At 30.5% G+C, this 25155-nt stretch carries 26 protein-coding genes, 6 tRNA genes and 1 rRNA gene; 27 read left to right on the top strand and 6 right to left on the bottom strand.

Going from position 1 to position 25155, the window contains the following annotated elements; genetic code table 11:
- Nucleotide 1 precedes the first annotated feature (1 nt).
- On the bottom strand, nt 2-262 hold the full coding sequence (rpsT, locus tag ACH5BF_RS02640; RefSeq protein WP_423272479.1) for a 30S ribosomal protein S20: 261 nt from the start codon (nt 260-262) through the stop codon (nt 2-4).
- Nucleotides 263-345: 83 nt separating this feature from the next.
- Between rpsT and glmM the strand changes: the two genes are divergently transcribed.
- From glmM to ACH5BF_RS02605, 7 genes are all read left to right on the top strand, one after another.
- On the top strand, nt 346-1680 hold the full coding sequence (gene glmM, locus ACH5BF_RS02635) for a phosphoglucosamine mutase (protein ID WP_423272478.1): 1335 nt from the start codon (nt 346-348) through the stop codon (nt 1678-1680).
- Entirely contained in the window at nt 1677-2150 is a 474-nt protein-coding gene (lspA, locus tag ACH5BF_RS02630; protein WP_423272476.1) for a signal peptidase II, read from the top strand. Before glmM ends, lspA begins: the two co-directional genes overlap by 4 nt.
- A 74-nt stretch (nt 2151-2224) precedes the next feature.
- On the top strand, nt 2225-3505 hold the full coding sequence (gene leuC / locus ACH5BF_RS02625) for a 3-isopropylmalate dehydratase large subunit (RefSeq protein ID WP_423272475.1): 1281 nt from the start codon (nt 2225-2227) through the stop codon (nt 3503-3505).
- A 2-nt stretch (nt 3506-3507) separates the two neighbouring features.
- Nucleotides 3508-4077, top strand: a complete 570-nt coding sequence (mobA, locus tag ACH5BF_RS02620) for a molybdenum cofactor guanylyltransferase MobA (protein ID WP_423272474.1) — start codon at nt 3508-3510, stop codon at nt 4075-4077.
- A gap of 120 nt (nt 4078-4197) precedes the next feature.
- Nucleotides 4198-5664 (top strand): NAD(P)/FAD-dependent oxidoreductase, encoded by a 1467-nt coding sequence (locus ACH5BF_RS02615; RefSeq protein WP_423272473.1) that lies wholly within the window; start codon nt 4198-4200, stop codon nt 5662-5664.
- Nucleotides 5665-5909: 245 nt separating this feature from the next.
- Nucleotides 5910-7364 (top strand): NAD(P)/FAD-dependent oxidoreductase, encoded by a 1455-nt coding sequence (locus ACH5BF_RS02610; protein WP_423272472.1) that lies wholly within the window; start codon nt 5910-5912, stop codon nt 7362-7364.
- A gap of 22 nt (nt 7365-7386) precedes the next feature.
- The gene (locus tag ACH5BF_RS02605) at nt 7387-8577 is read left to right on the top strand and encodes a rhodanese-like domain-containing protein (protein WP_423272471.1); all 1191 of its coding nucleotides are present in this window, start codon (nt 7387-7389) and stop codon (nt 8575-8577) included.
- A gap of 58 nt (nt 8578-8635) precedes the next feature.
- Here the strand turns inward: ACH5BF_RS02605 and rplT are convergent, their stop codons facing one another.
- The 4 genes from rplT to thrS form a co-directional block, all read right to left on the bottom strand.
- On the bottom strand, nt 8636-8992 hold the full coding sequence (gene rplT / locus ACH5BF_RS02600) for a 50S ribosomal protein L20 (protein ID WP_404304704.1): 357 nt from the start codon (nt 8990-8992) through the stop codon (nt 8636-8638).
- A 105-nt stretch (nt 8993-9097) separates the two neighbouring features.
- Nucleotides 9098-9295: a 50S ribosomal protein L35 gene (rpmI, locus tag ACH5BF_RS02595; protein ID WP_254576932.1), complete on the bottom strand. Its 198-nt coding sequence runs from the start codon at nt 9293-9295 to the stop codon at nt 9098-9100.
- A gap of 134 nt (nt 9296-9429) precedes the next feature.
- Nucleotides 9430-9963 carry a translation initiation factor IF-3 gene (gene infC, locus ACH5BF_RS02590; protein ID WP_423272901.1) on the bottom strand — a complete coding sequence of 178 codons (534 nt, stop codon included), beginning with the start codon at nt 9961-9963 and terminating at the stop codon, nt 9430-9432.
- 5 nt (nt 9964-9968) lie between these two features.
- Entirely contained in the window at nt 9969-11777 is a 1809-nt protein-coding gene (gene thrS / locus ACH5BF_RS02585) for a threonine--tRNA ligase (RefSeq protein ID WP_423272470.1), read from the bottom strand.
- Between the two features lie 257 nt (nt 11778-12034).
- Between thrS and ACH5BF_RS02580 the strand changes: the two genes are divergently transcribed.
- Nucleotides 12035-12403 (top strand): hypothetical protein, encoded by a 369-nt coding sequence (locus tag ACH5BF_RS02580; RefSeq protein ID WP_423272469.1) that lies wholly within the window; start codon nt 12035-12037, stop codon nt 12401-12403.
- A gap of 57 nt (nt 12404-12460) precedes the next feature.
- Here the strand turns inward: ACH5BF_RS02580 and ACH5BF_RS02575 are convergent, their stop codons facing one another.
- Nucleotides 12461-12781, bottom strand: a complete 321-nt coding sequence (locus tag ACH5BF_RS02575) for a cytochrome C (RefSeq protein ID WP_423272468.1) — start codon at nt 12779-12781, stop codon at nt 12461-12463.
- An 86-nt stretch (nt 12782-12867) separates the two neighbouring features.
- Here ACH5BF_RS02575 and ACH5BF_RS02570 point away from each other — a divergent pair, with 86 nt between their 5' ends.
- The 19 genes from ACH5BF_RS02570 to ACH5BF_RS02480 all read left to right on the top strand — a co-directional run bounded on the left by ACH5BF_RS02570 (nt 12868) and on the right by ACH5BF_RS02480 (nt 25055).
- Nucleotides 12868-14196 (top strand): NFACT RNA binding domain-containing protein, encoded by a 1329-nt coding sequence (locus ACH5BF_RS02570; RefSeq protein ID WP_423272467.1) that lies wholly within the window; start codon nt 12868-12870, stop codon nt 14194-14196.
- A 163-nt stretch (nt 14197-14359) separates the two neighbouring features.
- Entirely contained in the window at nt 14360-15100 is a 741-nt protein-coding gene (locus tag ACH5BF_RS02565) for a complement resistance protein TraT (protein WP_423272465.1), read from the top strand.
- Nucleotides 15101-15212: 112 nt separating this feature from the next.
- Complete coding sequence (locus tag ACH5BF_RS02560) at nt 15213-15971, top strand: phosphatidate cytidylyltransferase (RefSeq protein ID WP_423272463.1); 759 nt, start codon at nt 15213-15215, stop codon at nt 15969-15971.
- A complete protein-coding gene (gene dxr, locus ACH5BF_RS02555; RefSeq protein WP_423272461.1) occupies nt 15968-17035 on the top strand; it encodes a 1-deoxy-D-xylulose-5-phosphate reductoisomerase in 1068 nt (355 codons plus the stop codon). Before ACH5BF_RS02560 ends, dxr begins: the two co-directional genes overlap by 4 nt.
- The gene (locus ACH5BF_RS02550) at nt 17025-17318 is read left to right on the top strand and encodes a hypothetical protein (RefSeq protein ID WP_423272460.1); all 294 of its coding nucleotides are present in this window, start codon (nt 17025-17027) and stop codon (nt 17316-17318) included. Before dxr ends, ACH5BF_RS02550 begins: the two co-directional genes overlap by 11 nt.
- A 3-nt stretch (nt 17319-17321) precedes the next feature.
- Complete coding sequence (locus ACH5BF_RS02545) at nt 17322-17747, top strand: Lcl C-terminal domain-containing protein (protein ID WP_423272458.1); 426 nt, start codon at nt 17322-17324, stop codon at nt 17745-17747.
- Nucleotides 17748-17759: 12 nt separating this feature from the next.
- Nucleotides 17760-18311, top strand: coding sequence for an RBBP9/YdeN family alpha/beta hydrolase (locus tag ACH5BF_RS02540; RefSeq protein WP_423272457.1), 552 nt, complete (start codon nt 17760-17762; stop codon nt 18309-18311).
- A gap of 1 nt (nt 18312) precedes the next feature.
- Nucleotides 18313-19326, top strand: coding sequence for a tRNA (adenosine(37)-N6)-threonylcarbamoyltransferase complex transferase subunit TsaD (gene tsaD / locus ACH5BF_RS02535; RefSeq protein WP_423272456.1), 1014 nt, complete (start codon nt 18313-18315; stop codon nt 19324-19326).
- Nucleotides 19327-19656, top strand: coding sequence for a translation initiation factor SUI1 (locus tag ACH5BF_RS02530; protein ID WP_423272455.1), 330 nt, complete (start codon nt 19327-19329; stop codon nt 19654-19656).
- A 10-nt stretch (nt 19657-19666) separates the two neighbouring features.
- Entirely contained in the window at nt 19667-21055 is a 1389-nt protein-coding gene (locus tag ACH5BF_RS02525; protein ID WP_423272454.1) for an NAD(P)H-hydrate dehydratase, read from the top strand.
- Nucleotides 21052-21360, top strand: coding sequence for a divalent-cation tolerance protein CutA (gene cutA / locus ACH5BF_RS02520; RefSeq protein ID WP_423272453.1), 309 nt, complete (start codon nt 21052-21054; stop codon nt 21358-21360). The genes ACH5BF_RS02525 and cutA overlap by 4 nt, the downstream gene beginning before the upstream one ends.
- Before the next feature lie 46 nt (nt 21361-21406).
- Complete coding sequence (locus ACH5BF_RS02515; protein ID WP_423272452.1) at nt 21407-22189, top strand: thiazole synthase; 783 nt, start codon at nt 21407-21409, stop codon at nt 22187-22189.
- A 121-nt stretch (nt 22190-22310) separates the two neighbouring features.
- Nucleotides 22311-22388 (top strand) — tRNA-Pro (locus tag ACH5BF_RS02510).
- A 16-nt stretch (nt 22389-22404) separates the two neighbouring features.
- Nucleotides 22405-22481, top strand: a tRNA-His gene (locus ACH5BF_RS02505).
- A 13-nt stretch (nt 22482-22494) separates the two neighbouring features.
- A tRNA-Arg gene (locus ACH5BF_RS02500) sits at nt 22495-22571 on the top strand.
- A gap of 48 nt (nt 22572-22619) precedes the next feature.
- Nucleotides 22620-22704: transfer RNA gene (locus ACH5BF_RS02495), tRNA-Leu, on the top strand.
- A 15-nt stretch (nt 22705-22719) separates the two neighbouring features.
- Nucleotides 22720-22796, top strand: a tRNA-Gly gene (locus tag ACH5BF_RS02490).
- A gap of 63 nt (nt 22797-22859) precedes the next feature.
- Nucleotides 22860-22936: transfer RNA gene (locus ACH5BF_RS02485), tRNA-Arg, on the top strand.
- Between the two features lie 602 nt (nt 22937-23538).
- A 16S ribosomal RNA gene (locus ACH5BF_RS02480) occupies nt 23539-25055 on the top strand.
- The last annotated feature ends 100 nt before the right edge of the window (nt 25056-25155 follow it).

Here is a 25155-nt window from a genome sequence, read left to right as displayed (position 1 = left end):
ATTATATAGCGTTAACTTTAGTTTGTAATCTTGAAACTTTTCTAGAAGCATTACCTTTTTTAAGGATACCTTTAGATACACAGTGGTGGATGTATTTGTTTGCAGCAGTCATTGCAGTTGTTGCAGCTTCTTTGTCAGCAGCTTCTACAGCAGATAATACAGCTTTAGTTACGTTTTTAATTCTTGTTTTGTAGAATCTGTTTCTTTCAGTTCTAACCTTAGTTTGTCTAGCTCTTTTCTCAGCAGATTTATGATTTGCCATTTTATTTAACCTCTTTGTAAAAAATTTAAGGGTAGAATGTTATCTAAAATAACTTAAACTTAGTTTAATTTTAGGAAGATTTAATGAAGCTATTTGGAACTGATGGTGTTAGAGGTAAGGCTGGTGAGTTTTTAGATGCGATTACTGTACTTAAATTAGCAAAAGCTGCAGGTATCTATTTTAGAAAGCATTCAACAACTAAAAAAATTCTTGTTGGTAAAGATACAAGAAGAAGTGGATATATGATTGAAAATGCTTTAGTATCAGGGTTAACTGCTGTTGGTTACGATGTTATTCAAATCGGACCAATGCCAACTCCTGCAATAGCATATTTAACTGAATCAATGAGATGTGATGCTGGTATTATGATTTCAGCTTCACACAATCCATATGAAGATAATGGAATCAAGTTTTTTGATAATCATGGTAATAAATTAAGTGTATCTTGTGAAAAGAAAATTGAAGAGATTTTCAATGATAATGAACTAATGATTAGTGAACAAGTTACAGGAAGACAAATTGGTTCTTCAAAAAGAATTGATGATGTTATTGGAAGATATATTGTTTCTATTAAAAGTTCATTTCCAAATAATTTAACATTAAGTGGACTTAGAATTATTTTAGATTGTGCTAATGGAGCTGCTTATAAAGTTGGTCCAACAATTTTAGAAGAGTTAGGTGCAGATGTAATTACTATAAACGATAAACCAAATGGTTATAACATCAATGAAAATTGTGGAGCAATGCATCCTGAACATGTAGGAAAATTAGTTAGAGAATATAGAGCTGATATTGGATTAGCACTTGATGGTGATGCAGACAGACTTGTTGTAATTGATGAAAATGGTGATGTTGTTGATGGTGATAAGTTAATTGGTGCTTTATGTAGGTATCTAAATGATGAGAAATTATTAAAAGGTCAAGCTTGTGTTGCAACAATTATGTCAAACAAGGCTTTAGAAGATTACCTTTTAGAAGATAATATTGAACTTCATAGATCAAAAGTAGGGGACAAATATGTTCTTGAAACTATGAATGAACAGAAGAGTAATTTTGGTGGAGAACAAAGTGGCCATATTATTTTTGCAGATGCTGCAAAAACAGGTGATGGTCTAGCTTCAGCACTACAAGTACTAGCTCTTATTTTAAAATCTGGTAAAAAAGCAAGTGAAGCTTTAAATCCATTTGATTTATATCCACAAGCACAACACAATATGAAAGTTGATGAAAAAATACCTTTAGAAGAACTTGAAGGTTATGAAGAACTAATAACTAAAATCAGAGCTAAAGGTTTAAGAGAAGTTGTTAGATATTCTGGTACAGAAAATAAGATTAGATTACTTTTAGAAGGAAAAGATAGAAAAGTAGTTGAAGAGGAAATGGAAGAATTAGTTGCATTCTTCAAAAAGGCATTATGAGAAAAAAGTTTAATATAGCTTTATTGATTTTTGTATTAATTTTTATAATTGACCAAGTTGTAAAGTATGGTTTTGCAAACTATGAATGGGATGTAAAAGGTCCTGTGATGTCTTTGCAACTTGCTTATAATTATGGAGTTGCATTTTCGATGTTTGCTTTTTTAGATGAATATTTAAAATATATTCAACTACTAATTTTAGCAGCAGCAACTGTGTATCTTTTCAAAAATAAAGATGTATTTAGTGACTATTATATTGCAGTTGCTTTAATTTATGCAGGTGGATTATCAAATATCTTAGATAGATTTACTTATGGTGCTGTTGTAGACTATTTTTATTGGCATTATGGATTTGAATTTGCAATTTTCAATTTTGCAGATGTTATCATAAATCTAGGTGTAGCAATTGTAATTTGGATACAAATTAAAAAAGCAAGAGAAGAGAAAAAACAAAAAGAGTTAAGTTCTTAGTCATTTGGGAGCTTAAAATAAATTTAGATATAATCGCAAAAAATTATATAAATAAAGTATAGGAAGAGTAGAAGATGGGTCAAACGATTACAGAAAAAATTTTTAGTGAACACGTAGGAAGAGAAGTAAGAGCTGGAGAGATTGTAAGAAGTCCAATTGATATGGTAATTGGTAATGATATTACAACTCCTATTTCTATTAGAGCATTTGAAGAAAGTGGAAGAGAAAAATTAGCTAATCCAGATGGATTTGCAATTGTATTAGACCACTTTATTCCTGCAAAAGATATTGCATCAGCAAATCAAGCAAAAATCTCTAGAGATTTTGCAATGAAACATGATTTAAAACATTTCTTTGATGAAAAAGATATGGGTATTGAACATGCTTTATTACCAGAGAAAGGTTTAGTATTACCTGGTGATGTTATTATTGGAGCTGATTCACATACATGTACTCATGGTGGATTAGGTGCATTCTCAACTGGTATGGGATCAACTGATATTTCATTTGGTATGATTACAGGTGGTAACTGGTTTAAAGTTCCAGAAACTATTAAAGTTGTAATGACTGGAAAGCCTTCTGAATTTGTATCTGGAAAAGATATTATTCTTGAAGTAATTAGAATCTTAGGTGTTGATGGTGCTTTATATCAAGCATTAGAGTTTACAGGTGATACTGTACAACACTTATCAATGGATGATAGATTCTCTATTTGTAATATGGCTATTGAAGCAGGTGCTAAAAATGGTATCTTTGCTTATGATGAAATTACAGAAGAGTTTTTAAAGAAAACAGCAGAATTAAACGGTGGTTTAAGAGCTGAACCAAAGATTCATTACTCTGATGAAGATGCGAACTACACAAAAGTAATTGAAATTGATGTAGAAAAATTAGAGCCAGTTATTGCTTATCCTTTCTTGCCAGATAATGGACACTCAGTTTCTCAAGCTGTTGCTGATGAAATTAGAGTTGACCAAGTATTTATTGGTTCATGTACTAATGGTAGATTATCTGACTTTAAAGTTGCTGCTGAAATCTTAAAAGGTAAAAAAGTAGCAAGACATGTAAGACTTATCTTAACTCCTGGTACTCAAAAAATCTTAAGAGATGCAACTAAAGCTGGATACATTGATGATTTAGTTGATGCAGGTGCTGTTGTATCAAACCCAACATGTGGAGCATGTTTAGGTGGATATATGGGAATCTTAGGAGACAATGAAGTATGTATCTCTACTACAAATAGAAACTTTGTAGGAAGAATGGGTTCTAGATCTTCTAAAATTTATTTAGCAAACTCAGCAGTTGCAGCAGCAAGTGCTATTTCTGGATACATTACAGACCCAAGAAGCTTATAATAATGAAACCTTCATTTGAAATACCATGCGTAATTTTATGTGGAGGTAAAAGCTCACGAATGGGAGAAGATAAATCTCTTCTTCCTTTCAAAAACTCACCAACCTTAGCTCAATATCAGTATGACAGATTAAAGCCTTTTTTTAAATCTATTTATATTTCTTCAAAAGAGGATAAGTTTGATTTTTTAGAAAATAAATCACTTCTTTTAGATGAAAGTAGTGTTTACTCTCCAATTGCTGCTATAGATTCAATATTTAATAAACTTGAAGATAATAAGGTATTTATAATAACAGTTGATACTCCATTGGTTTCAATTGATTCAATAAATAAGATTATTGAAGCTTCAAGTGATTTTGATATTACTGTAGCAAAAACTATTAAAACTCATAATTTATGTGGAGTTTTTTCTTCAAATATCTTATCTACAACTAATAAAATGCTATCAGAAGATTTTCATAAAGTAGGTTTTCTTCTTAATGAAAATAAAACAAATATAATCACTCTTCCAAATGATGATGAATTTATTAATCTTAATCATAGAGAAGATTACCTTAAATCACTTTCATTATAAAAATAACTTATAATTAATATTAAACTTTTTCTTATACTATAAGTCTTTATTTATTTCTTTTTTGATATTCTTAAGTTAGAATAATAAGATATACTAATAATTATATTAAAAGGAAAACTTATGTCAAAAAAAGAATTTGATAATGCTTTAGAGATAATTGATGATGAGATAAAAAAATCTGGACTAAGTAGGAGAGATGCATTTAAACTAGCAGGTTTAGGTACTGCAACTTTTTTATTAAATCCTTCAGAAGTAGAAGCCACAACTAATGCTAATGCAAGTGATGTTAAAGGTAAAATATTAATTATAGGTGGAGGACTAGCTGGTATTTCAACTGCAGCAAGACTATCTAATACACTAAGTAATCCTGATATTACAATAGTTGAGCCAAATCCTAAATCAGTTTCATATCAGCCAGGTAATACCTTAATAGCAGCAGGAATATATGAAAAGTCTGATGTTATGTATGATACAAAAGATTACCTTCCTGATGGATGTACTTTATTAAAAGATAAAGCTGTAGAATTCAACCCTCAAAATAATAGTGTAGTTTTACAATCAGGTGAAAAATTAGATTATGATTTTTTAGTTATAGCTGCTGGTTTAACTTTAGATTTTGCTTCTATTAAAGGACTTGAAGAGATTGGAAATATACTCTCTTTAGATAATGGAAAAGTTTTAACAGATAAATTTTCAAATAGTGGTGTTTGTTCTATTTATAATACTGATTCAGCAGTTGCTACTTGGAGTCAAATGCAAAAACTTATAGAAGAAGCCAAAAGTGGCAAGAAAGTAAAAGCAGTTTTTACTCATCCAAATACATCAATAAAATGTGGTGGTGCTCCAAAAAAGATAATGTATCTTACAAACTCTAGACTTGAAGAAACAGGAGTAAAAAATAATGTAGAATTAACTTTTTATCCAAATGGAAGCACTATGTTTGGAGTAAAAGAGTACCATGATGCAATTATTGAGCAATTTAAAAAAAGAGATTTCAAATGGCACTATAATCATAATCTAACAGCTGTTGATTTAGATAAAAAAATTGCAACGTTTGATAAAAGGTGGAATGAAAAAGGAAAATGGGATGAAGATTTAGAAGAGTATGAGATGATTACAAAACATCAAAATGTTGAAGTTCCTTTTGATTTTTTACATATAACTCCACCTATGAAAGCACCAGATGAAATAGGAAAATCTGCAATAGGTTCAGCAAAAGGATGGATTCCTGTAAATAAAGAGACACTTCAGCATGTTAAATATGACAATATTTTTGCAATTGGTGATATTGCTGCTGTTCCAATGGGAAAAACTGGTGGAAGTGTAAGAAAGCAGTATAAAGTTTTAGTTGATAATTTAATTTCAGCAATGGAAGGAAAAGAGTTAAAATCAAAATATCAAGGTTATACAGTATGTCCTTTAATTACTGATATAGGAAAAGTAATGTTAGCAGAGTTTGATTGGTCTAAAAAACCAACTCCATCATTTCCACTTGATCCTACACAAGAAAGATATATTTGGTGGTTAATGAAAGTTTATATGTTAAAACCAATGACAATGTATGGAATGTTATCAGGTAGAGCATAATTATAAAAATTTATAAAACATATTTTTGATAATAAGTTTTCAAAATAACAATTTTATGGATAGTTATAAATATAATTAATTTCTATTATTAGAAAAAATAATACATTGTAAATCCTTTGTAATAATTCTAAGTTAAAATTATATACAATCATATAAAATATTAAATTATATTAGATAAATGAATAGTAATTCACAAATAAAGTAGTATAATTATTATAGATAACTTGTATTAGAGGAGATATGATATGAATAGAGATTTAATAAATGAGTTTGAAAAACAATTAGATAAAAGTGGTATTTCAAGAAGAGAAGCCTTGAAGTTATTAGGTGCTTCAGGGGCTCTTTTACTTATGAATGAAGAAGCTAATGCTAATACAGCAAGTGCTAGTGATGTAAAAGCTAGAATTGTTATTGTAGGAGGAGGTCTTGCAGGTATTTCAACTGCTGCTAGACTTGCAAATAGTTTAAACTCACCAGATATTACTATTATTGAACCAAATGAAAGATCAGTTTCATATCAACCAGGAAATACTTTTATAGGTGCAGGATTATATGAAAAGAATGATGTCATATATCAAACAAAAGATTTCCTTCCAAGTGATGTAAAGCTTATAAAAGATAAAGCTGTAGAATTTGACCCTAAAAATAATAAATTAAGAGTTTCAAAAGGTGAAACAATTGAATATGACTTTTTAGTTATAGCTGCAGGGTTAGTTTTAGATTTTGAAAAAATTGAAGGATTAGAAGAGCTTGGTGAAATCTATACTGTACAAGATTCTAAAAAAATGAATGATTTATTTAAAAATTCAAATGCTAGCACAATCTATAATGTTGATGGGGCAGTGCAAACATGGAAGAATATGCAATCACTTATAGAAGAAGCAAAAAAGGGTAAAAAACAAAAAGCTATTTTTACTCATCCTAACACTGCAATTAAATGTGGTGGAGCTCCAATGAAAATGATGTATTTAATGAACGCTAGATTAAATGAACATAGTGCACAAACAAGAGCAAATGTTGATATGACACTTTATAAAAATAGTAGCAAGATGTTTAGCGTAAAAGAGTATGAAGATGCTATTAAAGAACAATATAAAGTAAGAGATATGAATTATAATTTAAATCATAATCTAACAAAAGTTGATTTAAAAAATAAACTTGCTACATTTGATAAGTTTTGGCAAGAAAAAGGAAAATGGGATGAAGATTTAGAAGAGTATGAAGTACTTACAAAACATATGAATGTAGAAATTCCTTATGACTTTTTACATATCGCTCCTCCAATGAAAGCTGCTCCTGAAATAGCTAATTCAGAAATAGGTTCAGCAAAAGGTTGGGTTCCTGTAAATAAAGAAACATTACAGCATGTGAAATTTGATAATATTTTTTCTTTAGGAGATATTGCAGCTGTTCCATTGGGAAAAACTGGAGGAAGTGTAAGAAAACAATATAAAGTTGTAGTAGATAATATAATCTCACTTATGGAAGGAAAAGAGTTAAAAGCTAAGTATGATGGATATACAGTATGTCCAATTATTACAGATATAGGAAAAGTAATGCTTGCAGAATTTGATTGGTCTATGAAACCAAAACCATCATTTCCTCTTGATCCAACACAAGAGAGATATATTTGGTGGTTACTAAAAGCATATATTTTAAAACCAATGACACAATATGGAATGCTTTCTGGAAAAGCATAATTTATTAAAATAGGGGGATTTTATGAAAACAAATTTATTTTTAGGTTCAGTTTTAACAGCAACACTTTTATTTACAGGCTGTGCAACAAGTCAAACATCATTGGATAATGCAAGTCCAACAGTTAAAATGTTAATTGAAAAAAACAATTTAGAAGTTGTTGATTTTGATTATGTTAAAGAAAAAGTAGCAAAAGGTTCAAGAAAAAGTGCAAAAGCAATTTTAATAGATGCAAGACCAGAAGCAAAATTTAAAAAAGGTGCTATTCCATCAAGTATAAATATTCCAGATACAAAGTTTGAAGAGTTTTATTCGCAGTTAAAAGATGTTAAAAAAGATAAAGAGTTAATTGTTTACTGTGGAGGATGGAAATGTGGTAAGAGTCCAAAGGTAGCTTCAATGCTTAAGAAAAAAGGCTTTACAAATGTAAAACTATATCAAGCAGGTGAACCACAATGGTCAAAAAAGAGTTATTTAGATGTTGATTTAGTAGTTGCAAAAGCTGCTCAAGAAAAGAATAGTGCTTTATTAGTTGATGCTAGACCATATACTAAATATTTACAAGAAACAATTCCTGGAGCTATTTCTATTCCAGATACAAAGTTAAAAACTTTAGAAGGAAGATTCCCTACAAATAAGAATGAAAAGATTATCACATTCTGTGGTGGTTACGTTTGTGCAAAATCACATATTGTTGCTAATAGACTTTTAGATTTAGGATATAAAGATGTTTCTGTTTTTGCAGGTGGTGTACCTGAGTGGAAAAAAGCAGGCTTAGCTACAACTAAAAGTGCTAGTGTAGTAAAAAAAGTTGAAAGTTCATCAAAAACACAATTCAGTAAAAATGGCTTAAAAAAAGGTTTAGATGAAGGTAGTGTAGATGGAGAGTGGTTCTATAATTTAATTAAGAATAACAAAGTTCCTTCATATATACAAATAGTTGATGTAACTTCACCAGATGAGTATAAAAAAGGTCATCTAAAAGGTGCAATAAATATAGAGGCTGAAAAACTAAAAGCAAATGAGTTCTTCTCAAAACTTCCTAAAGGTAAAACAATAGTATTTAATTGTACAGCAGGTGGAAGATCAATGGATGCTTGGGTAAAACTAAAAGATGCAAAAATTGATATGAGTGAAATCTACTATTTTGATGCAAATATAGATTGTAAAGGTGATAATTGTAAAATTGAGGTTAATGAACCTTTAGGTGTATAAATAAAAAAAGGGACTAAGGCAAAGTCTTAATCCCTTTAAATTATGATTTGCAAATTTATTAGTTAAGTGCTTCTTTAGCTTTTACTACTAATGAAGCAAATGCAGCAGAATCATTCATAGCCATATCAGCTAAGATTTTTCTATCTAATTCAATTCCAGCTAATTTTAAACCGTTCATGAATCTTGAGTAGTTGATATCATTTAATCTACAAGCTGCATTGATTCTGATAATCCAAAGTCTTTTGATATCTCTTTTCTTTTGTTTTCTATCTCTGTAAGCATATACTAAAGAGTGCTCTAATTGCTCTTTCGCTTTTCTAAAGTGTTTTCTTCTACCACTAAAGAAACCTCTAGCTTGCTTTAATACTTTTTTGTGTCTTCTTCTTCTAACTACACCAGTTTTTACTCTAGGCATTTTTTTCCTTTACCGTATATTATATTGTTAATATTAGGTGTCAACTTTAAAGTTGAACTTGTCCACATATGTGGAGGGACTAATAATTATTTATTAAATAAATAATTACGCTTTGTTTAACATTCTTTTAATTCTAGTTGCGTCAACTGCTGCAACTGTTTTAGGACCTCTAAGATTTCTTTTTCTCTTTTGAGTCATTTTAGTTAAGATGTGGCTTCTATAAGCTGATCCTCTTTTGATAGAACCATTTTTTTTCACTTTAAATCTTTTTAAAGCGCCACTGTTAGTTTTCATCTTTGGCATGGAAGAATCCTCCTTTTAAATTTGCATTTTCAAATAACTGAAAAAGTTCGTGATTTTACTTAAAAATTACTTAAAAAATGTTTAAAGAAAGATTTTGGAAGTAGAAGAGAGTAGTATCTCTTCTATTTATTTTGTTAGTGCTTATCGTCTTTTTTAGGAAGAACCATCATATTTACAAATCTTCCTTCTTGTTTAGGAACACCGTCTCTTGTTCCATATTCTTCTAACATTGGCCATACTCTTTCAAGTACATCAGCTCCTGCTTCAGGGTGAGCCATTTCTCTACCTTTTAAGAATACTCTACATTTAACATGGTAACCTTTTTCTAAAAATTCAACCGCATGTTTAACTTTGTAGTTAATGTCATTTTCTGCAATTTTAACAGAAAATTTAACTTCTTTAACAACAATAACTTTTTGTTTTTTCTTAGCTTCTTTTTTCTTTTTTTCTTGTTGGTATTTAAATTTACCATAATCCATGATTTTTGCAACAGGTGGCTTTGCATCTGGAGCAATAAGAACTAAATCTAATCCTAAATCATCTGCTGTTGATTGTGCATCTCTAGTAGAGATGATACCATAATTAGTACCATCATCTCCCATACATCTTACTTCTTTAGCAGTAATTTCCTCATTCATTATTGCTTCGTTTTTTTTACCTTTTCTCATACTACTCAAATTCTACTCCCATTTTTAATTTCATTTAACATAGAGATAAATTCATCTTTAGTCATATTCGACTGCTCCCTTTTTCTTCTATCTCTTAATGCAACAGTTTTGTTCTCTACTTCCTCATCACCAATTACAACAATCATTGGTACTCTTTGTTTTTCTGCCATTCTAATTCTTTTATTTAAAGATTCATTCATGTCGAAAATCTTAGAATCCATTTCATTGTATAATAGCTCTTTTTGTAACTCTTTTGCATACTCTACATGAGTATCTGCAATTGGTACAAAAATTACTTGAGTTGGAGCAATTACAAATGGGAATTCCCCAGCGCAGTGCTCAGTTAAGATACCAATAAATCTTTCAAAAGAACCAAGAATAGCTCTGTGAATCATTACAGGTTGATCTTTTTGTCCTTCGTTATCGATAAACTCAACATTAAATCTATCAGGTAAGTTCATATCAACTTGAACTGTACCACATTGCCATTTTCTTCCAATAGCATCTAAGATTTTTATATCAATTTTAGGTCCGTAGAATGCTCCACCACCTTCATCTATACCGTATGCAATTTTATTCTCATCTAAGGCATCCATAATACCTTTTGTAGTTTTTTCCCAGAATTCATCTGATCCAATTGCTTTTTTAGGTTTAGTTGATACTTCAATCTCATATTTGAAATCAAATAATTTCATTAGTGAGTCAACAAACTCTAATACATCAATAATTACATCTTTTACTTGATTTTGCATACAGAAAATGTGTGCATCATCTTGTGTAAATTCTCTAACTCTAAATAATCCATGCATTGCACCTGACATTTCATGTCTGTGAACAACACCATATTCAAAAAGTTTAAGAGGTAAATCTTTATATGAAACCAAATCATTTTTAAAAATTTGAATATGACCAACACAGTTCATTGGTTTAATACCGTACTCTTGCTCATCAATTGTAGTAAAGTACATGTTCTCTTTATAGTTTTGGTAGTGACCAGAAATCTTCCACATATCAGATTTTAACATCTCTGGACCTCTAACTGGTTCATATCCTCTAACTCTGTGAGCTTTGTATAATAAGTGCTCTAGTTTAGATCTTAATCTTGCACCATTTGGTAACCATAATGGTAACCCAGCTCCTACATCCTCATTGAATGTGAATAGTCCTAATTCTGTTCCAAGTTTTCTATGATCTCTTTTTTTAGCTTCTTCAAGCATTCTTACGTAATCATTTAATTCTTTCTTATCAAAGAATGCAATTCCATAGATTCTAGTAATCATTTCATTTTCTTCATCACCACCAAGGTATGCTCCAGCAACTCTTGTTAGTTTAAATGCTCTGATCATTCTAGTGTTAGGTAAATGTGGACCTCTACATAAGTCTTCGAAATCACCTTGCTTATATAGGGTTAATGTATCATCAGTGATATTTTGCAGTACAGCTTGTTTTAACTCGTCATTTGCAAATTTTGTTAATATTTCTTCTCTTGTTGTTTCGTATCTTTCAATAGGAAGTTTTCTATTTGCAATCTCTTTCATTTTCTTCTCTATCTTTGGAAGATCTTCATCTGAGATTTTTGAGTCGATTTTAAAATCGTAGTAAAATCCTTCTTTTACAACAGGACCTACGAAAAACTTAGCTTCAGGATATAATTCTTTAATAGCTTGTGCCATCATATGAGCACATGAGTGTCTAAGAATCTCTAATGATTCTTCAGAGTTATCAGCTTTAATATCCTCTCCCTGAATGTTTAAAGCATCAGCAGTTTGAAGGTCATATATTTGACCATCTTTTAATACACCAATAGGTTCCAATAAATTCCTTTTTTTTATGTTTTTTTATTAAATTTAGCTTATTTTATCGCAAAGCTTCTTAAAGTTAATTAGATATTTCGTAATTTAACAAAGTTTTGTTACAATTAAGTATGATTTTAAACCTATCAAAGATAAAAACGGAAAGCCTATTATTATTTTGTAAAGATTTGATTCTTTCTTATAAAGATAAGGAAGATATAAATGCCTATGGACTAGATAAAGAAGTAGTTATTAAGTTCAATAAAATAGGTGAACAAATGTTAGATCAAATTAATAGTGTGACTTTATCATCAAACTACTATTTACAAAATAGAAAGCATTATAGAATAAAAGCCATATTAAATGCTTATAATTTTATAAATGAAGAATTGTCTAAACTTTTAACTGAAAATCAATCATTTAATCCTTCAATGTTGTATTTTGCAATGCTTGCACTTTGGTTTAAAGAATTAAATAAAGAATCAAAATCTAAAGAATATATATTTTTTATATTATATCCTTATGGTAATGTATATGATGATTTTATTGTGAATATAAAAAATCAAGAATTTAAAAAGTTAAATATTGATATGTTAGAGCTTGCAGAAAAAATTATCTATAAATTTGATAAAATTTCCTTATCTTAAAAATAGGGTAGATATTTGTATGAAAAAGCCTAGCTTGAAGCTAAGCTTTTATTTTAATTAACAAGAAGGAACATTTCCTGAATCATTTGCATATTCATAAGAAAATTCAAAGATATGCTCAACCCAACTATCTTTAATATCTTCTTCTTTTACATTAGGACAGATTTTTACAAACTCTTTTTTGAAGTTTCCATTATCCATAATATTTTGCCATTCGTCTTGAGAGTGCTTAGCAGCAAACTTTGCACCATTCATTCCACAAGGTTTTTTAAACTTTTTAATAAATAGCTTTTGACCTTTTACAGAACTTGCACTTAATGTTGTAGCAGATACACCTAATACTAAAGTAGCAGCTAATAGTAACTTTAATAACTTCATTTAATTCTCCTAATAATTATTTAGATATAATTATATCTAATACAGATAAATACTATCTTAGAAAATATTATAAAAGCGAATACTATATGAAACATTTTTTATTGAAACAAGTTGTTGAATATTTAAAAGAGAATATCCATAAAATAAGACTTTGTAAGAGAATTGACAATAATACAATTATAATTGAATTTAATAATATGAATATAATATATTTTGATTTAACTAAAGGAAATAGCTCAATTTTTAAAGCAAAAGAGATATTGAAATCTAAAAAAGATTTTAATGCTCCTTTTGATGTTGTTTTACAAAAAAGATTAAATAATTCAAAAGTTGAAGATGTTTGTTTATACCAAGATGATAAAGTAATAAATATAAAAGTTAACTCTTCCTCATCATATAAAAAACTAACAACTATTTTACAATTAGAGTTTACAGGAAAACATACAAATATAATTCTTTTAGATGAAAATAGAGTTGTTTTAGAAGCTTTAAGGCATATTGATGAATTTTCATCAAGTAGAATTGTAAAAGTAGGGCATAAATTAGATGAAATCCCAAAACAAGATTTTATACCAAAAGTAGATAGTGTTGATAATATCGAAGAGTATCTTTATGATGTTTTTATAAAAAAAGAAGAAAAAAGCCTAGAGAATTTAAAATCACAAAAGATTACACAAATTGATAAAAAAATTAAAAAACTTCAAAAAACAATTAACTCTCTTCCTAAAAAAAAAGAACTTGAAAATGAATCAAATAGTTTATATGAGAAAGCAAATTTGATTTTAGGTAATTTACATACAATAAAGCCATATCAAAAAACTCTTAAAACATATAATTATAATGGCGAGGAAGTTGAAATTGATTTAGAAGAGAATGCTTCTGCTTCAAAATACTCAAATGATTTATTTAAAAAAGCTAAAAGAGCTAAGCAAAAAGCAGAAAATATTTCTCTTGAAAAAGATAATTTAGATGAAAAGTTAGCTTTCTTACAAAGAATGAAACAAAATTTATTAAATGCAACATCAATTCAAGAGTGTGAATTTTTATATCCAAAAAAAGAGAGAAACCAAGCAAAGGTTAAAAAGGCACAACCTTATGAAAGTTTCTTTTTTGAAGGCTATAAAATAATGCTTGGAACTAGTGAACGAGAAAATATTTATTTACTAAAAAATTCCAAAGCAAGTGATTTTTGGTTTCATTTAAAAGATAGAACATCTGCTCATGTGATAGTTCAAAACTCTAAAAAAACAATTCCAGACTCAGTAATAGAACAAGCTGCAATACTATGTGCAAAATTTTCAATGGATACATCAGGAGTATTCGAAGTTGATTTTACACAAAGACGAAATGTGAAAATTCAATCAGGTTCAAATGTATTATATAATCCATACATTACAAAAGTAATTAAAATATAATAAACTAAAAGTAGTTATAATTTATATATGTAGTTAATAGTTTATAAATATGTTGTCTTTCTAGTGTATTTAGTGTTGTATTATATGTTTTTATCATTAAAAAATAATTTTAGTTTAAGAAAAAATAATATAAAATTTCGTTATTACTAACACAGGAGAAAACATGAAGAATTATGTAAAGCTAATATTACTTTCATTAAGTACTATTTTAGTTGTGTCATTATTTAGTGGTTGTGCAGTATCTACTGCAATAGAAAAGAGAAACTTAGAAGTACAAACAAAGATGAGTGATTCTATATTTTTAGAACCAGTTGAACCATCAAAACAAGTTGTTTATGTAAGAGTAAGAAATACTACAGATAAAGATATTGATATCGAAAATGAAATTAAAAAAGCATTTGTTTCAAATGGATTTGTAGTTACTAAGAATCCTAAAAAAGCAGAGTTTATGATTCAGGCTAACTTATTACAAGTAGGTAAATCTAATGCTAATAATGCAAGAAGTGCACTTCAGTCAGGATTTGGAGGTGCAGTACTTGGAGCTGGTGTTGCAGCGGCATCTGGTGCATCTAGTGCAAGATCATATGGTACAGCAGGGCTTGTAGGAGCATTAGTAGGAACAGTTGCAAACTCTTTAATTAAAGATGTATATTTTACTATGATTACTGATGTTGAAATTAGACAAAGAGCAGCTAAAGGAGAAGTAATTGAACAAAGTTCTAATGGTTCTTCTAAGCAAGGGATGAGTGCTTCTTTAAACCAAACTATAAAATATGCAAATGCACAATGGAAAATTTATAGAACTAGAATTGTGAGTACAGCAAATAAAGTAAATTTAGAATTTGATGAAGCAAAACCTGTTTTAACTAAAGGTTTAACTAAATCTTTATCTGGAGTTTTATAATATATTAGTTATTTGTAGTTAATTTGATTAACTATAAATAACTTTTAAAAATTTAATCAAAAGCCAAACTTTAGTATAATCTAGTTAATTTTATTAACACAAGGTTTACTTTATGGCTAACATAATCAAAGAAAGTTCTACTAGAATTAAAACAGGTTTAGTTCTAATTATTGCAATGGTAATAGTTGGATATATTGACTCATTTTTTATAATGTGGCTTCTATTTGGTACTATGCTAATGATATCAATTAGTGAAGCTAAGAAGCTTTTTGAATTAAAAAGTGATAGTATTTATGTTTACACAGCACTATTATGGTTTGCTGCATACTTCCATCCAAATCCAGAGGATTTAATTTTTATTGTTGCAATTGGTTATGCTTCACAATTAGCATATAAAAAATCAATTGACAAAAAAATGTTCTTACCTCTTCTTTATCCAACAGCATCATTTTTATTTTTGTTATCGTTATATGCAGAATATGGAGTAATGACACTTTTATGGTTACTTGTTATTGTAGCAGGGGCTGATACTGGTGCATACTTTGTTGGTAAAAGCATAGGAAAAACTCCATTTAGTGAAACAAGTCCAAATAAGACTATAGAAGGTGTTTTAGGTGGAGTTATTACTGCTGGTATCTTAGGGACTATTTTTGCTCATGAAAATTTAAGTATGGTAATGGCTATAGCAATTTCTGTAATTGTAGCTTTTGCATCTGTATTTGGAGATTTATTTGAGTCATACTTAAAAAGAGAAGCTGGTGTTAAAGATAGTGGAAATATTCTTCCTGGACATGGTGGAATATTAGATAGAACAGATGGATACTTATTTGGTGCAATTGTAATGTTAGTTCTTCTTAGGGTAGTAATGTGATTGTATTAGGTAGTACAGGTTCTATTGGTGTTAATACTTTAAATATTGCAAGAAAGTTTGATTTAAATGTTGAGGCTTTAGTTGCAGGAAGAAATATTGAGGTATTAAATAAACAAATTGAAGAGTTTAAACCTAAAAGAGTTGTTATTGGTTCAAAGGAAGATATTCATAAAGTAAACCATGAGAATGTTTCTTTTGGAGAAGAGGCTATTTTAGATGCTATTGAAAATAGTAGTTCAAAAACAGTAGTAAATGCCTTGGTTGGATTTTTAGGTTTAAAACCAACATTAAAAGCTATAGCGTGTGGTAAAAAAGTTGCACTAGCAAATAAAGAGTCATTAGTTGTTGCTGGAAAGTTTATTGATAAAAGTGCTTTAAGTCCTATCGATAGTGAGCATTTTGGACTTTGGTATTTACTTCAAGATAAAAAAATCGATTCAATGCTTGTTACAGCAAGTGGAGGTTCTTTTAGGGATTATCCCCTTGACTCGCTTGCAAATGTATCTATAAAAGAAGCATTAAATCATCCAAACTGGTCGATGGGAAATAAAATCACTATTGATAGTGCAACTATGACAAATAAAATGTTTGAATTATTAGAAGCTGCATGGTTATTTGATATAAATAAATTAGATGCAATTATTGAAACAAAATCATTAATTCATGCCTTAATAAACTTTAAAGATGGTAGTACAACAGCACATATAGCAAATGCTTCAATGCAACTTCCAATTGCCTATGCAATTTTAGGAAAGTGTGATGAAGAAGTTCTAAAACCAGTTGATTTAGTAGAAGTTGCAAATCTGGAGTTTAGAAAAATTGAAACAGATCGTTATCCTATTTGGGAAATTAAAGATGAGATTTTAAACAATAAAGATTTAGGTGTAGTTTTAAATGCAGCAAATGAAGTAGCTGTTTCAAAATTCTTAAATAATGAAATAGGCTTTTTAGATGTATCAAAAATTAGTTTAGATGCACTTAATAAATTTAATTATGTAAAACCAAAAACTATTGAAGATATATTTGAAATTGATAAAGAAGTGAGAAAATACTGTGAGTCTTGATATGTTAATTCCTTTTTCAATCTTACTTATTTTAGTTATTTATCTAATCTACACAAGAAGTAAGTTTGAAAAAGATATAGTACAATTATATGAGAAGAAGTTTGAAGAGTGGAAAAATAGTTCAACTTCAAATAAAGAAATTAATCAAAAAGAAGAGTTGCCAAAACATTTAGTTGGTTTAGTTTATAAGCAAGGTTATAAACTTAAAATAGAACTTCTTGATGAAAGTGTAAAAGATAATCTTGAAAAAGGGAAGTTTAAAGTAGATAACTTAAAAGGATAAGTTATGAAATATATAGTTTTTTTAGTTTTATTTTGTTCTTTATTGCAAGCGCAAATGGTAAGAAAAAACAATTTAGAAGTGGTAATTGATACAAATACTAAACTTATGTGGATTGATAATCTTGATGTAATAAAAATCAAAAAAAATCATGAAGATTCAATTGAATATTGTGAAAATCTTGTTTTTGCTGGATATTCTAATTGGAGAATACCTACAATAGATGAGTTTAAAACAATAGTAAATAAAAAGAATTATAAAAACTATATTAATTATAGATTTAAATATAATGTGCCAGATGGATATTGGGCTTTAAAAGCTCACTGGCGAACTTTATGGTTTTATGCAGATTATATGCATTTTGTAAGTGGTACACCATATTATGACAGTAGACATAAAACAAAATATATTAGATGTGTTAGAAGCATGTAAATAGGAGAAAATATGCAAAGAATTTTAATATTACATGGATTAGGTGGAAGTGATTATCCTCATTGGCAAGCTGTTTTAGCAGCAGATTTAATTAAACAAAATTATATTGTTTCTTTTCCTGCTTTTCCAAAAAGAGATAATCCCCAACTAGAAGAGTGGCAAGAGTTTTTAAAAAAAGAGATTGAACATTTTAAACCAGATACAGTAATATGTCACTCTTTAGCAAATGTATTATGGTTTCAAACTTGTGATGAACTAGATATAAGTTTAGAGAAACTAATGTTAGTAGCTCCTGTATCAAGAACAAGAGTTGTGGAAGCTGCTAAAACATTCTATCCATATAATCCACCTAAAAACTTGAAAGCTAAAAAAGTAATTATGTTAGCTTCAACAAATGACCCATATATGACAGAAGATGAAGCAATGCAATTAAAAGAAGATTTACAAGTAGAAGTAAATGTAATGAAAGATGCAGGTCATATAAACGCTGATTCTGGATTTGGAAGTCATGACTTTGCATTGGACTGGTTAACAAAAGATAAAAATGATAAGGGTTACTTCTAGTATGTCAAAACAATTAATTTTAAGTATTGAATCAAGTTGTGATGACAGTTCAATAGCAATTACAGATATAGATAGTTTAGAACTAGTATATCATAAAAAAATATCTCAGGAACTACAACATAGCATGTATGGTGGAGTGGTTCCAGAACTTGCTGCTAGGCTTCATGTGGAAGCATTACCTAAAATACTTGAAGAGTGTAAAGAGTTTTTTCCTTTATTAAAAGCAATTGCAGTTACAAATGCTCCTGGTTTATCTGTAACACTAATGGAGGGAGTTACTATGGCTAAAGCTTTAAGTATTAGTTTAAATCTTCCATTAATAGCTGTAAACCACTTAAAAGGTCATATTTATTCACTATTTATAGAAAAAAAAGAAGTTTTACCTATGACTATACTTTTAGTATCAGGTGGACATACTCAAATAATAGAAGCAAAATCTTTAAATGAGATGAATATCATCGCTTCAACAATTGATGATAGCTTTGGTGAGAGCTTTGATAAAGTAGCAAAAATGATGGGCTTAGGTTATCCAGGTGGTCCAGTAGTTCAAGAGTATGGATTAAAAGGTGATGAAAATAGATTTGATTTTCCTGTTCCATTAAGACAAAGTCCAAATATAGAGTTTAGTTATAGTGGTTTAAAAAATGCTGTAAGAATGCAAATAGAAAAACTAGAAAACCAAGAAGGTGGAATAACTGAACAAGACAAATATGATGTATGCGCTTCTTTCCAAAAAACAGCAGTTGCACATATCATGCAAAAACTAAAGAAACAGTTTAAAAAGATAGTTCCAAAAGATTTTGCCATAGTAGGTGGAGCTAGTGCAAATATACATTTAAGAACTCAAATAGAAGAGTTATGTAAAAAACATAAAACAAATTTACATTTAAGTGAACTAAAATATTGTTCTGATAATGCAGCTATGATTGGAAGAGTTGCTGTTGAACAATATAAACAAAATGATCTTGTAAATGTAAATGAAATTGATGTCCAAACAAGACTAAAAGGTATGTAAATGATTTTTGAAATGGGTGCAAAATTAGAGGGTGATAGTTTTGATACTTCTAAAAATGATAAAAAAAATAAAAACAAATCAAATAATGAAATTATTCCAAAAAATCAACATCAGTTAGTGTTTACTTATGAAAAAAGAAAAGGAAAACCTGTAACTTTAGTTGGAAGATTTTATTTAGATGAAAAAGATAAAAAGGAAGTATTAAAACTTCTTAAGAAAAAACTTGCTTGTGGTGGAGCTATCAAAGATGAATGGATTGAATTGCAAGGTGATGTTAAAGAGAAAATAAAAACTGTTTTAGAGGCAAATGATTGGAAATTTAGAAAATAAGGATTAAGTTATGAAGAAACTATTTGATGAGGTAAACTCTTTAGATAAAAGGTGTTATGAAAAGTTTTTTTTAACAGAAGATATTTTAATGGAACATGCAGCCTCATCAATGGCTTCTTATATTCAAGAAAACTACAAAGAAAAAAAATCTATCTTAATTATTTGTGGTTCAGGAAATAATGGAGCAGATGGAATAGCTCTTGCTAGACTTCTTTATAAAGCTTATAATGTTTCTTTATACTTTTACTCGCAGCCTAAATCAAACATGGCTAAACTTCAAATTAAAAGAGTTAATTCATTAGGAATTAATATCATAGAAAATTTACATCAAGCTGATATTATTGTTGATTGTATTTTTGGTAGTGGTTTAAATAAACCTTTAAAAGATGACGCCATAAAACTAATAGATGAATTAAATAGTTTTGAGTCTATTAAAATTGCTTGTGATATACCAAGTGGTATAAATAATAAAGGCCAAGTTTTAGATACAGCCTTTGAGGCAGATGTTACTATTACAATGGGAGCATTAAAAACATCACTTTATACAGATATAGCAAAAGAGTATGTAGGTGAAATCTTTGTTGCTAACTTAGGGGTACAAAGAGAAGTTTATGAAATTGAAACTAATAAATACCTCTTAGAAAAAGAAGATATGATTTTACCTATTCGAGCAAAAAAGAAAAACTCTCATAAAGGAACTTTTGGACATCTAAATGTAATAGCTGGATGTAAAAAAGGTGCTGGAATTATTGCTGCAAAAGCTGCTTTTGGGTTTGGCACTGGATTAGTAAGTGTAGTTTGCCATGAGGAGCTTGATCTACCTTATCATATAATGCAAACTCATTTTTTAAGTGAAAACTGTACAGCAATAGCAATAGGTATGGGATTAGGTAAATATGACAAAAAAGAGATAGAAGATATTTTGGCAAAAGATATTCCCATGATAATTGATGCAGATTTATTTCATGAAGAGCTAATTTTAGATGTATTACATAAAGATGTTGTATTAACTCCTCATCCAAAAGAGTTTTGTTCTTTATTGAAATTATGTGATATAGAAGATATTACAATATCACAGCTTCAAGATAATAGATTTTATTATGCCTCTTTATTTACAAATAAATATCCAAATGTTACACTACTATTAAAAGGTGCAAATGTAATAATATCAAAGGGTAATCAAATTTATGTAAACTCTTTTGGAAGTTCAGTTTTAAGTAAAGGTGGAAGTGGTGATGTATTAAGTGGATTAATTGCGTCATTACTAGCTCAAGGATATAAGAGTATAGATGCGGCAATAAGTGCTAGTATAGCTCATACATTAGCTGCAAAAGCATATAAAAAGAATGATTACTCTTTAATCCCATCAGATTTAGTTGAAGAGGTGAAAAAATTATGAATGCTGTAATAATTCAAACAACATGTGCTTCACAAGTTGAAGCAAAAGCTATCGCAAAAGTTTTAATAGAAGAAAAATTAGCTGCTTGTGTTCAATTGCACGAAGTAGAATCAATATACTCATGGGAAGATGAGCTATGTTGTGATTTTGAAACAATACTAAATATAAAAACAAGAAAAGAAAACTTTGAAAAAGTTAAAAGCAAAATTAAAGAATTACATAGCTATGATGTGCCGGAAATTATCCAAATCGATATAACAAATTCAAGTAAGAAATATACAAAATTTATAAGTGAATGTTGTTAATAATATTCACAAATATATACAAAGCATTATTGGGGGAAATTAAAAAATGAACGATGATATTTTAAAAGTTGGTAATTATGAATTCAATAGTAGACTAATAGTTGGTTCTGGAAAGTATGATTCTTTTCAAACAACAAAAGATGCTACATTAGCTTCAGGAAGTGAATTAATTACTGTGGCAATTAGAAGAGTAAATATTACAAATCCAAATGAAGAAAATCTATTAGACTATTTCAAAGATACAAATGTAAAACTACTTCCTAATTCAGCTGGATGTTTTACAGCAGAAGAAGCGATTACTACTTTTAGACTTATGAGAGAAGCTACAGGTATTGATATAATCAAATTAGAAGTTATTGGTGATGCACAAAAAACTTTATATCCAGATGTTATTGAAACTATTAAAGCTTGTGAAGTATTAAAAAAAGATGGTTTTACAATTATGGCCTATACATCTGATGATCCAATTATTGCAAAACAATTAGAAAATGCAGGTGCAGATGCAATTATGCCATTAGCAGCTCCAATTGGTTCAGGACTTGGAATTCAAAATCCATATAATATTGCATTTATTAAAGATGCAGTAAAAGTTCCTGTACTTGTTGATGCAGGATTAGGATGTGCAAGTGATGCATCTTATGCAATGGAATTAGGTGCAGATGGAATTCTTGCAAATACAGCAATTGCACAAGCACAAGATCCAATGGCTATGGCAGAAGCATTTAAATATGCAACAATAGCAGGAAGATTGTCTTATAAAGCAGGTAGAATTCCTAAAAAACCTTATGCGACAGCAAGTTCTCCAGTAGATGGATTAATCCAATTTTAGGGCTTTCCAGAAGAAATATCAAAATTTTTTGATTTTTCTTCTAAAAACCCTTGACAAAGTAAAAAAAATATATTATAATTCCGTCCACTTTTTGAGAGAAACAACTTAAAAAGGAAGATGTCGGGGCGTAGCGCAGTCTGGTTAGCGCACCTGGTTTGGGACCAGGGGGCCGGAGGTTCGAATCCTCTCGCCCCGACCATTTTAAAATTCATGTGGTAGGTATAGCTCAGTTGGTTAGAGCATCTGGTTGTGGTTCAGAGGGTCGTGGGTTCGAATCCCATTACTTACCCCATTTTTATATTATTGCCTCCTTAGCTCAGCTGGATAGAGCAACGCCCTTCTAAGGCGTAGGTCAGACGTTCGAATCGTCTAGGGGGTACCACTGATTTACAAAGGTAAATCATTTTTAGTTTTTTTGTGAAAAAACACTGCGGATGTGGTGAAATTGGTAGACACGCCAGACTTAGGATCTGGTGCCTCACGGTGTGGAGGTTCGAGTCCTCTCATCCGCACCACTTTTTAATTTAATTGCGGGAGTAGCTCAGTTGGCTAGAGCCTCTGCCTTCCAAGCAGATTGTCGCGAGTTCGAGTCTCGTCTCCCGCTCCATTAAAAGCCTTAAATAAATTGTTTTTAACTTTTTATTTAAGGCTTTTTATCTTTATATCAAATGCCTCCTTAGCTCAGCTGGATAGAGCAACGCCCTTCTAAGGCGTAGGTCAGACGTTCGAATCGTCTAGGGGGTACCACTTAAATAAGCTTTTAGCTATATGAACTTAGGTTCTTTTAGCTGAAAGCTTTTTTTTTGCCTAAAAATTCTCTATACTATTTATCAATACAAATTTTAAGATTTAAACCCATTATGTAAATAGTAAACAAAATCATATTGATACTAAAAGAAAAACTTTTTATTTATTTAAATAATATAAGTGAAATATAACATTAATCAATTTATTAAATGTATATTTCATATATAGTTTAGAAAAAGAATGGACGAAATAAGATAACATCAAAAGAATATTAGAAAAAAGTAATAAAATATAGAGAAAGTAGACAAGAAATAAGAAACTTTTAAAATTTAAGCTTTTATTAAGAGTTTTCTCTTGACAAAGGGGGATAATTTGTCTATAATTCCCGTCCAATTTCAGAGGAACGACACAAAGTTCTAAAGAGATATGATCTTTAAAAACGAAGGTTAATAAGAAGTAATTTTTATAAACCGAATATAGAAAAAACGATAAAAAAACAAGAAAAATAATTCTTGTCTATTTAAGCTTTTTACATTTATGTAAAAACACTTGAGTGATAATTTTGTTTAATGGAAACAAAAATTGTCAGTTTCAAACACTTTATTATGGAGAGTTTGATCCTGGCTCAGAGTGAACGCTGGCGGCGTGCTTAACACATGCAAGTCGAACGAGAACGGGTTATAGCTTGCTATAACTGTCAGCTAAGTGGCGCACGGGTGAGTAATATATAGGTAATGTGCCCTAGAGAGGGGGATAACAGTTGGAAACGACTGCTAACACCCCATATGCCTTTAAAACATAAGTTTGCAAGGGAAATATTTATAGCTCTAGGATCGGCCTGTACGGTATCAGCTTGTTGGTGAGGTAATGGCTCACCAAGGCTATGACGCCTAACTGGTTTGAGAGGATGATCAGTCACACTGGAACTGAGACACGGTCCAGACTCCTACGGGAGGCAGCAGTGGGGAATATTGCACAATGGGGGAAACCCTGATGCAGCAACGCCGCGTGGAGGATGACACATTTCGGTGCGTAAACTCCTTTTATATAGGAAGATAATGACGGTACTATATGAATAAGCGCCGGCTAACTCCGTGCCAGCAGCCGCGGTAATACGGAGGGCGCAAGCGTTACTCGGAATCACTGGGCGTAAAGAGCGTGTAGGCGGGTAATTAAGTCAGGAGTGAAATCCTATGGCTCAACCATAGAACTGCTCTTGAAACTGATTACCTAGAATATGGGAGAGGTAGATGGAATTTCTGGTGTAGGGGTAAAATCCGTAGAGATCAGAAGGAATACCGATTGCGAAGGCGATCTACTGGAACATTATTGACGCTGAGACGCGAAAGCGTGGGGAGCAAACAGGATTAGATACCCTGGTAGTCCACGCCCTAAACGATGTACACTAGTTGTTGTGAGGCTAGACCTTGCAGTAATGCAGTAAACACATTAAGTGTACCGCCTGGGGAGTACGGTCGCAAGATTAAAACTCAAAGGAATAGACGGGGACCCGCACAAGCGGTGGAGCATGTGGTTTAATTCGACGATACGCGAAGAACCTTACCTGGACTTGACATAGTAAGAACTTTCTAGAGATAGATTGGTGTCTGCTTGCAGAAACTTATATACAGGTGCTGCACGGCTGTCGTCAGCTCGTGTCGTGAGATGTTGGGTTAAGTCCCGCAACGAGCGCAACCCTCGTCGTTAGTTGCTAACAGTTCGGCTGAGAACTCTAACGAGACTGCCTACGCAAGTAGGAGGAAGGTGAGGACGACGTCAAGTCATCATGGCCCTTACGTCCAGGGCTACACACGTGCTACAATGGGGTATACAAAGAGCCGCGATACCGTGAGGTGGAGCAAATCTCAAAAATATCTCCCAGTTCGGATTGTAGTCTGCAACTCGACTACATGAAGTTGGAATCGCTAGTAATCGTAGATCAGCAATGCTACGGTGAATACGTTCCCGGGTCTTGTACTCACCGCCCGTCACACCATGGGAGTTGAACTCATTCGAAGCGGGGATGCTAAGGTAGCTACCCTCCACAGTGGATTCAGCGACTGGGGTGAAGTCGTAACAAGGTAACCGTAGGAGAACCTGCGGTTGGATCACCTCCTTTCAGAGAAGAGAGAAGTTATTCGATTAACTTCTCCAAAGCTATCAAAGATAGCAAATAAAAAAGGTATATCAACCTTTCTATATTCGGTTTATAAAGATTA

Origin of the sequence: Arcobacter pernae (genome assembly GCF_049472135.1) — a bacterium.
Classification (GTDB): domain Bacteria; phylum Campylobacterota; class Campylobacteria; order Campylobacterales; family Arcobacteraceae; genus Arcobacter_B.
This window is presented reverse-complemented; position numbering and strand designations above follow the sequence as displayed.

Bases quoted from the DNA above. Each gene is read 5' to 3' on its own strand.
- rpsT (WP_423272479.1), bottom strand. From the start codon at position 262: ATGGCAAATCATAAATCTGCTGAGAAAAGAGCTAGACAAACTAAGGTT.
- glmM (WP_423272478.1), top strand. From the start codon at position 346: ATGAAGCTATTTGGAACTGATGGTGTTAGAGGTAAGGCTGGTGAGTTT.
- lspA (WP_423272476.1), top strand. From the start codon at position 1,677: ATGAGAAAAAAGTTTAATATAGCTTTATTGATTTTTGTATTAATTTTT.
- leuC (WP_423272475.1), top strand. From the start codon at position 2,225: ATGGGTCAAACGATTACAGAAAAAATTTTTAGTGAACACGTAGGAAGA.
- mobA (WP_423272474.1), top strand. From the start codon at position 3,508: ATGAAACCTTCATTTGAAATACCATGCGTAATTTTATGTGGAGGTAAA.
- ACH5BF_RS02615 (WP_423272473.1), top strand. From the start codon at position 4,198: ATGTCAAAAAAAGAATTTGATAATGCTTTAGAGATAATTGATGATGAG.
- ACH5BF_RS02610 (WP_423272472.1), top strand. From the start codon at position 5,910: ATGAATAGAGATTTAATAAATGAGTTTGAAAAACAATTAGATAAAAGT.
- ACH5BF_RS02605 (WP_423272471.1), top strand. From the start codon at position 7,387: ATGAAAACAAATTTATTTTTAGGTTCAGTTTTAACAGCAACACTTTTA.
- rplT (WP_404304704.1), bottom strand. From the start codon at position 8,992: ATGCCTAGAGTAAAAACTGGTGTAGTTAGAAGAAGAAGACACAAAAAA.
- rpmI (WP_254576932.1), bottom strand. From the start codon at position 9,295: ATGCCAAAGATGAAAACTAACAGTGGCGCTTTAAAAAGATTTAAAGTG.
- infC (WP_423272901.1), bottom strand. From the start codon at position 9,963: ATGAGAAAAGGTAAAAAAAACGAAGCAATAATGAATGAGGAAATTACT.
- ACH5BF_RS02580 (WP_423272469.1), top strand. From the start codon at position 12,035: ATGTTAGATCAAATTAATAGTGTGACTTTATCATCAAACTACTATTTA.
- ACH5BF_RS02575 (WP_423272468.1), bottom strand. From the start codon at position 12,781: ATGAAGTTATTAAAGTTACTATTAGCTGCTACTTTAGTATTAGGTGTA.
- ACH5BF_RS02570 (WP_423272467.1), top strand. From the start codon at position 12,868: ATGAAACATTTTTTATTGAAACAAGTTGTTGAATATTTAAAAGAGAAT.
- ACH5BF_RS02565 (WP_423272465.1), top strand. From the start codon at position 14,360: ATGAAGAATTATGTAAAGCTAATATTACTTTCATTAAGTACTATTTTA.
- ACH5BF_RS02560 (WP_423272463.1), top strand. From the start codon at position 15,213: ATGGCTAACATAATCAAAGAAAGTTCTACTAGAATTAAAACAGGTTTA.
- ACH5BF_RS02545 (WP_423272458.1), top strand. From the start codon at position 17,322: ATGAAATATATAGTTTTTTTAGTTTTATTTTGTTCTTTATTGCAAGCG.
- ACH5BF_RS02540 (WP_423272457.1), top strand. From the start codon at position 17,760: ATGCAAAGAATTTTAATATTACATGGATTAGGTGGAAGTGATTATCCT.
- tsaD (WP_423272456.1), top strand. From the start codon at position 18,313: ATGTCAAAACAATTAATTTTAAGTATTGAATCAAGTTGTGATGACAGT.
- ACH5BF_RS02530 (WP_423272455.1), top strand. From the start codon at position 19,327: ATGATTTTTGAAATGGGTGCAAAATTAGAGGGTGATAGTTTTGATACT.
- ACH5BF_RS02525 (WP_423272454.1), top strand. From the start codon at position 19,667: ATGAAGAAACTATTTGATGAGGTAAACTCTTTAGATAAAAGGTGTTAT.
- cutA (WP_423272453.1), top strand. From the start codon at position 21,052: ATGAATGCTGTAATAATTCAAACAACATGTGCTTCACAAGTTGAAGCA.
- ACH5BF_RS02515 (WP_423272452.1), top strand. From the start codon at position 21,407: ATGAACGATGATATTTTAAAAGTTGGTAATTATGAATTCAATAGTAGA.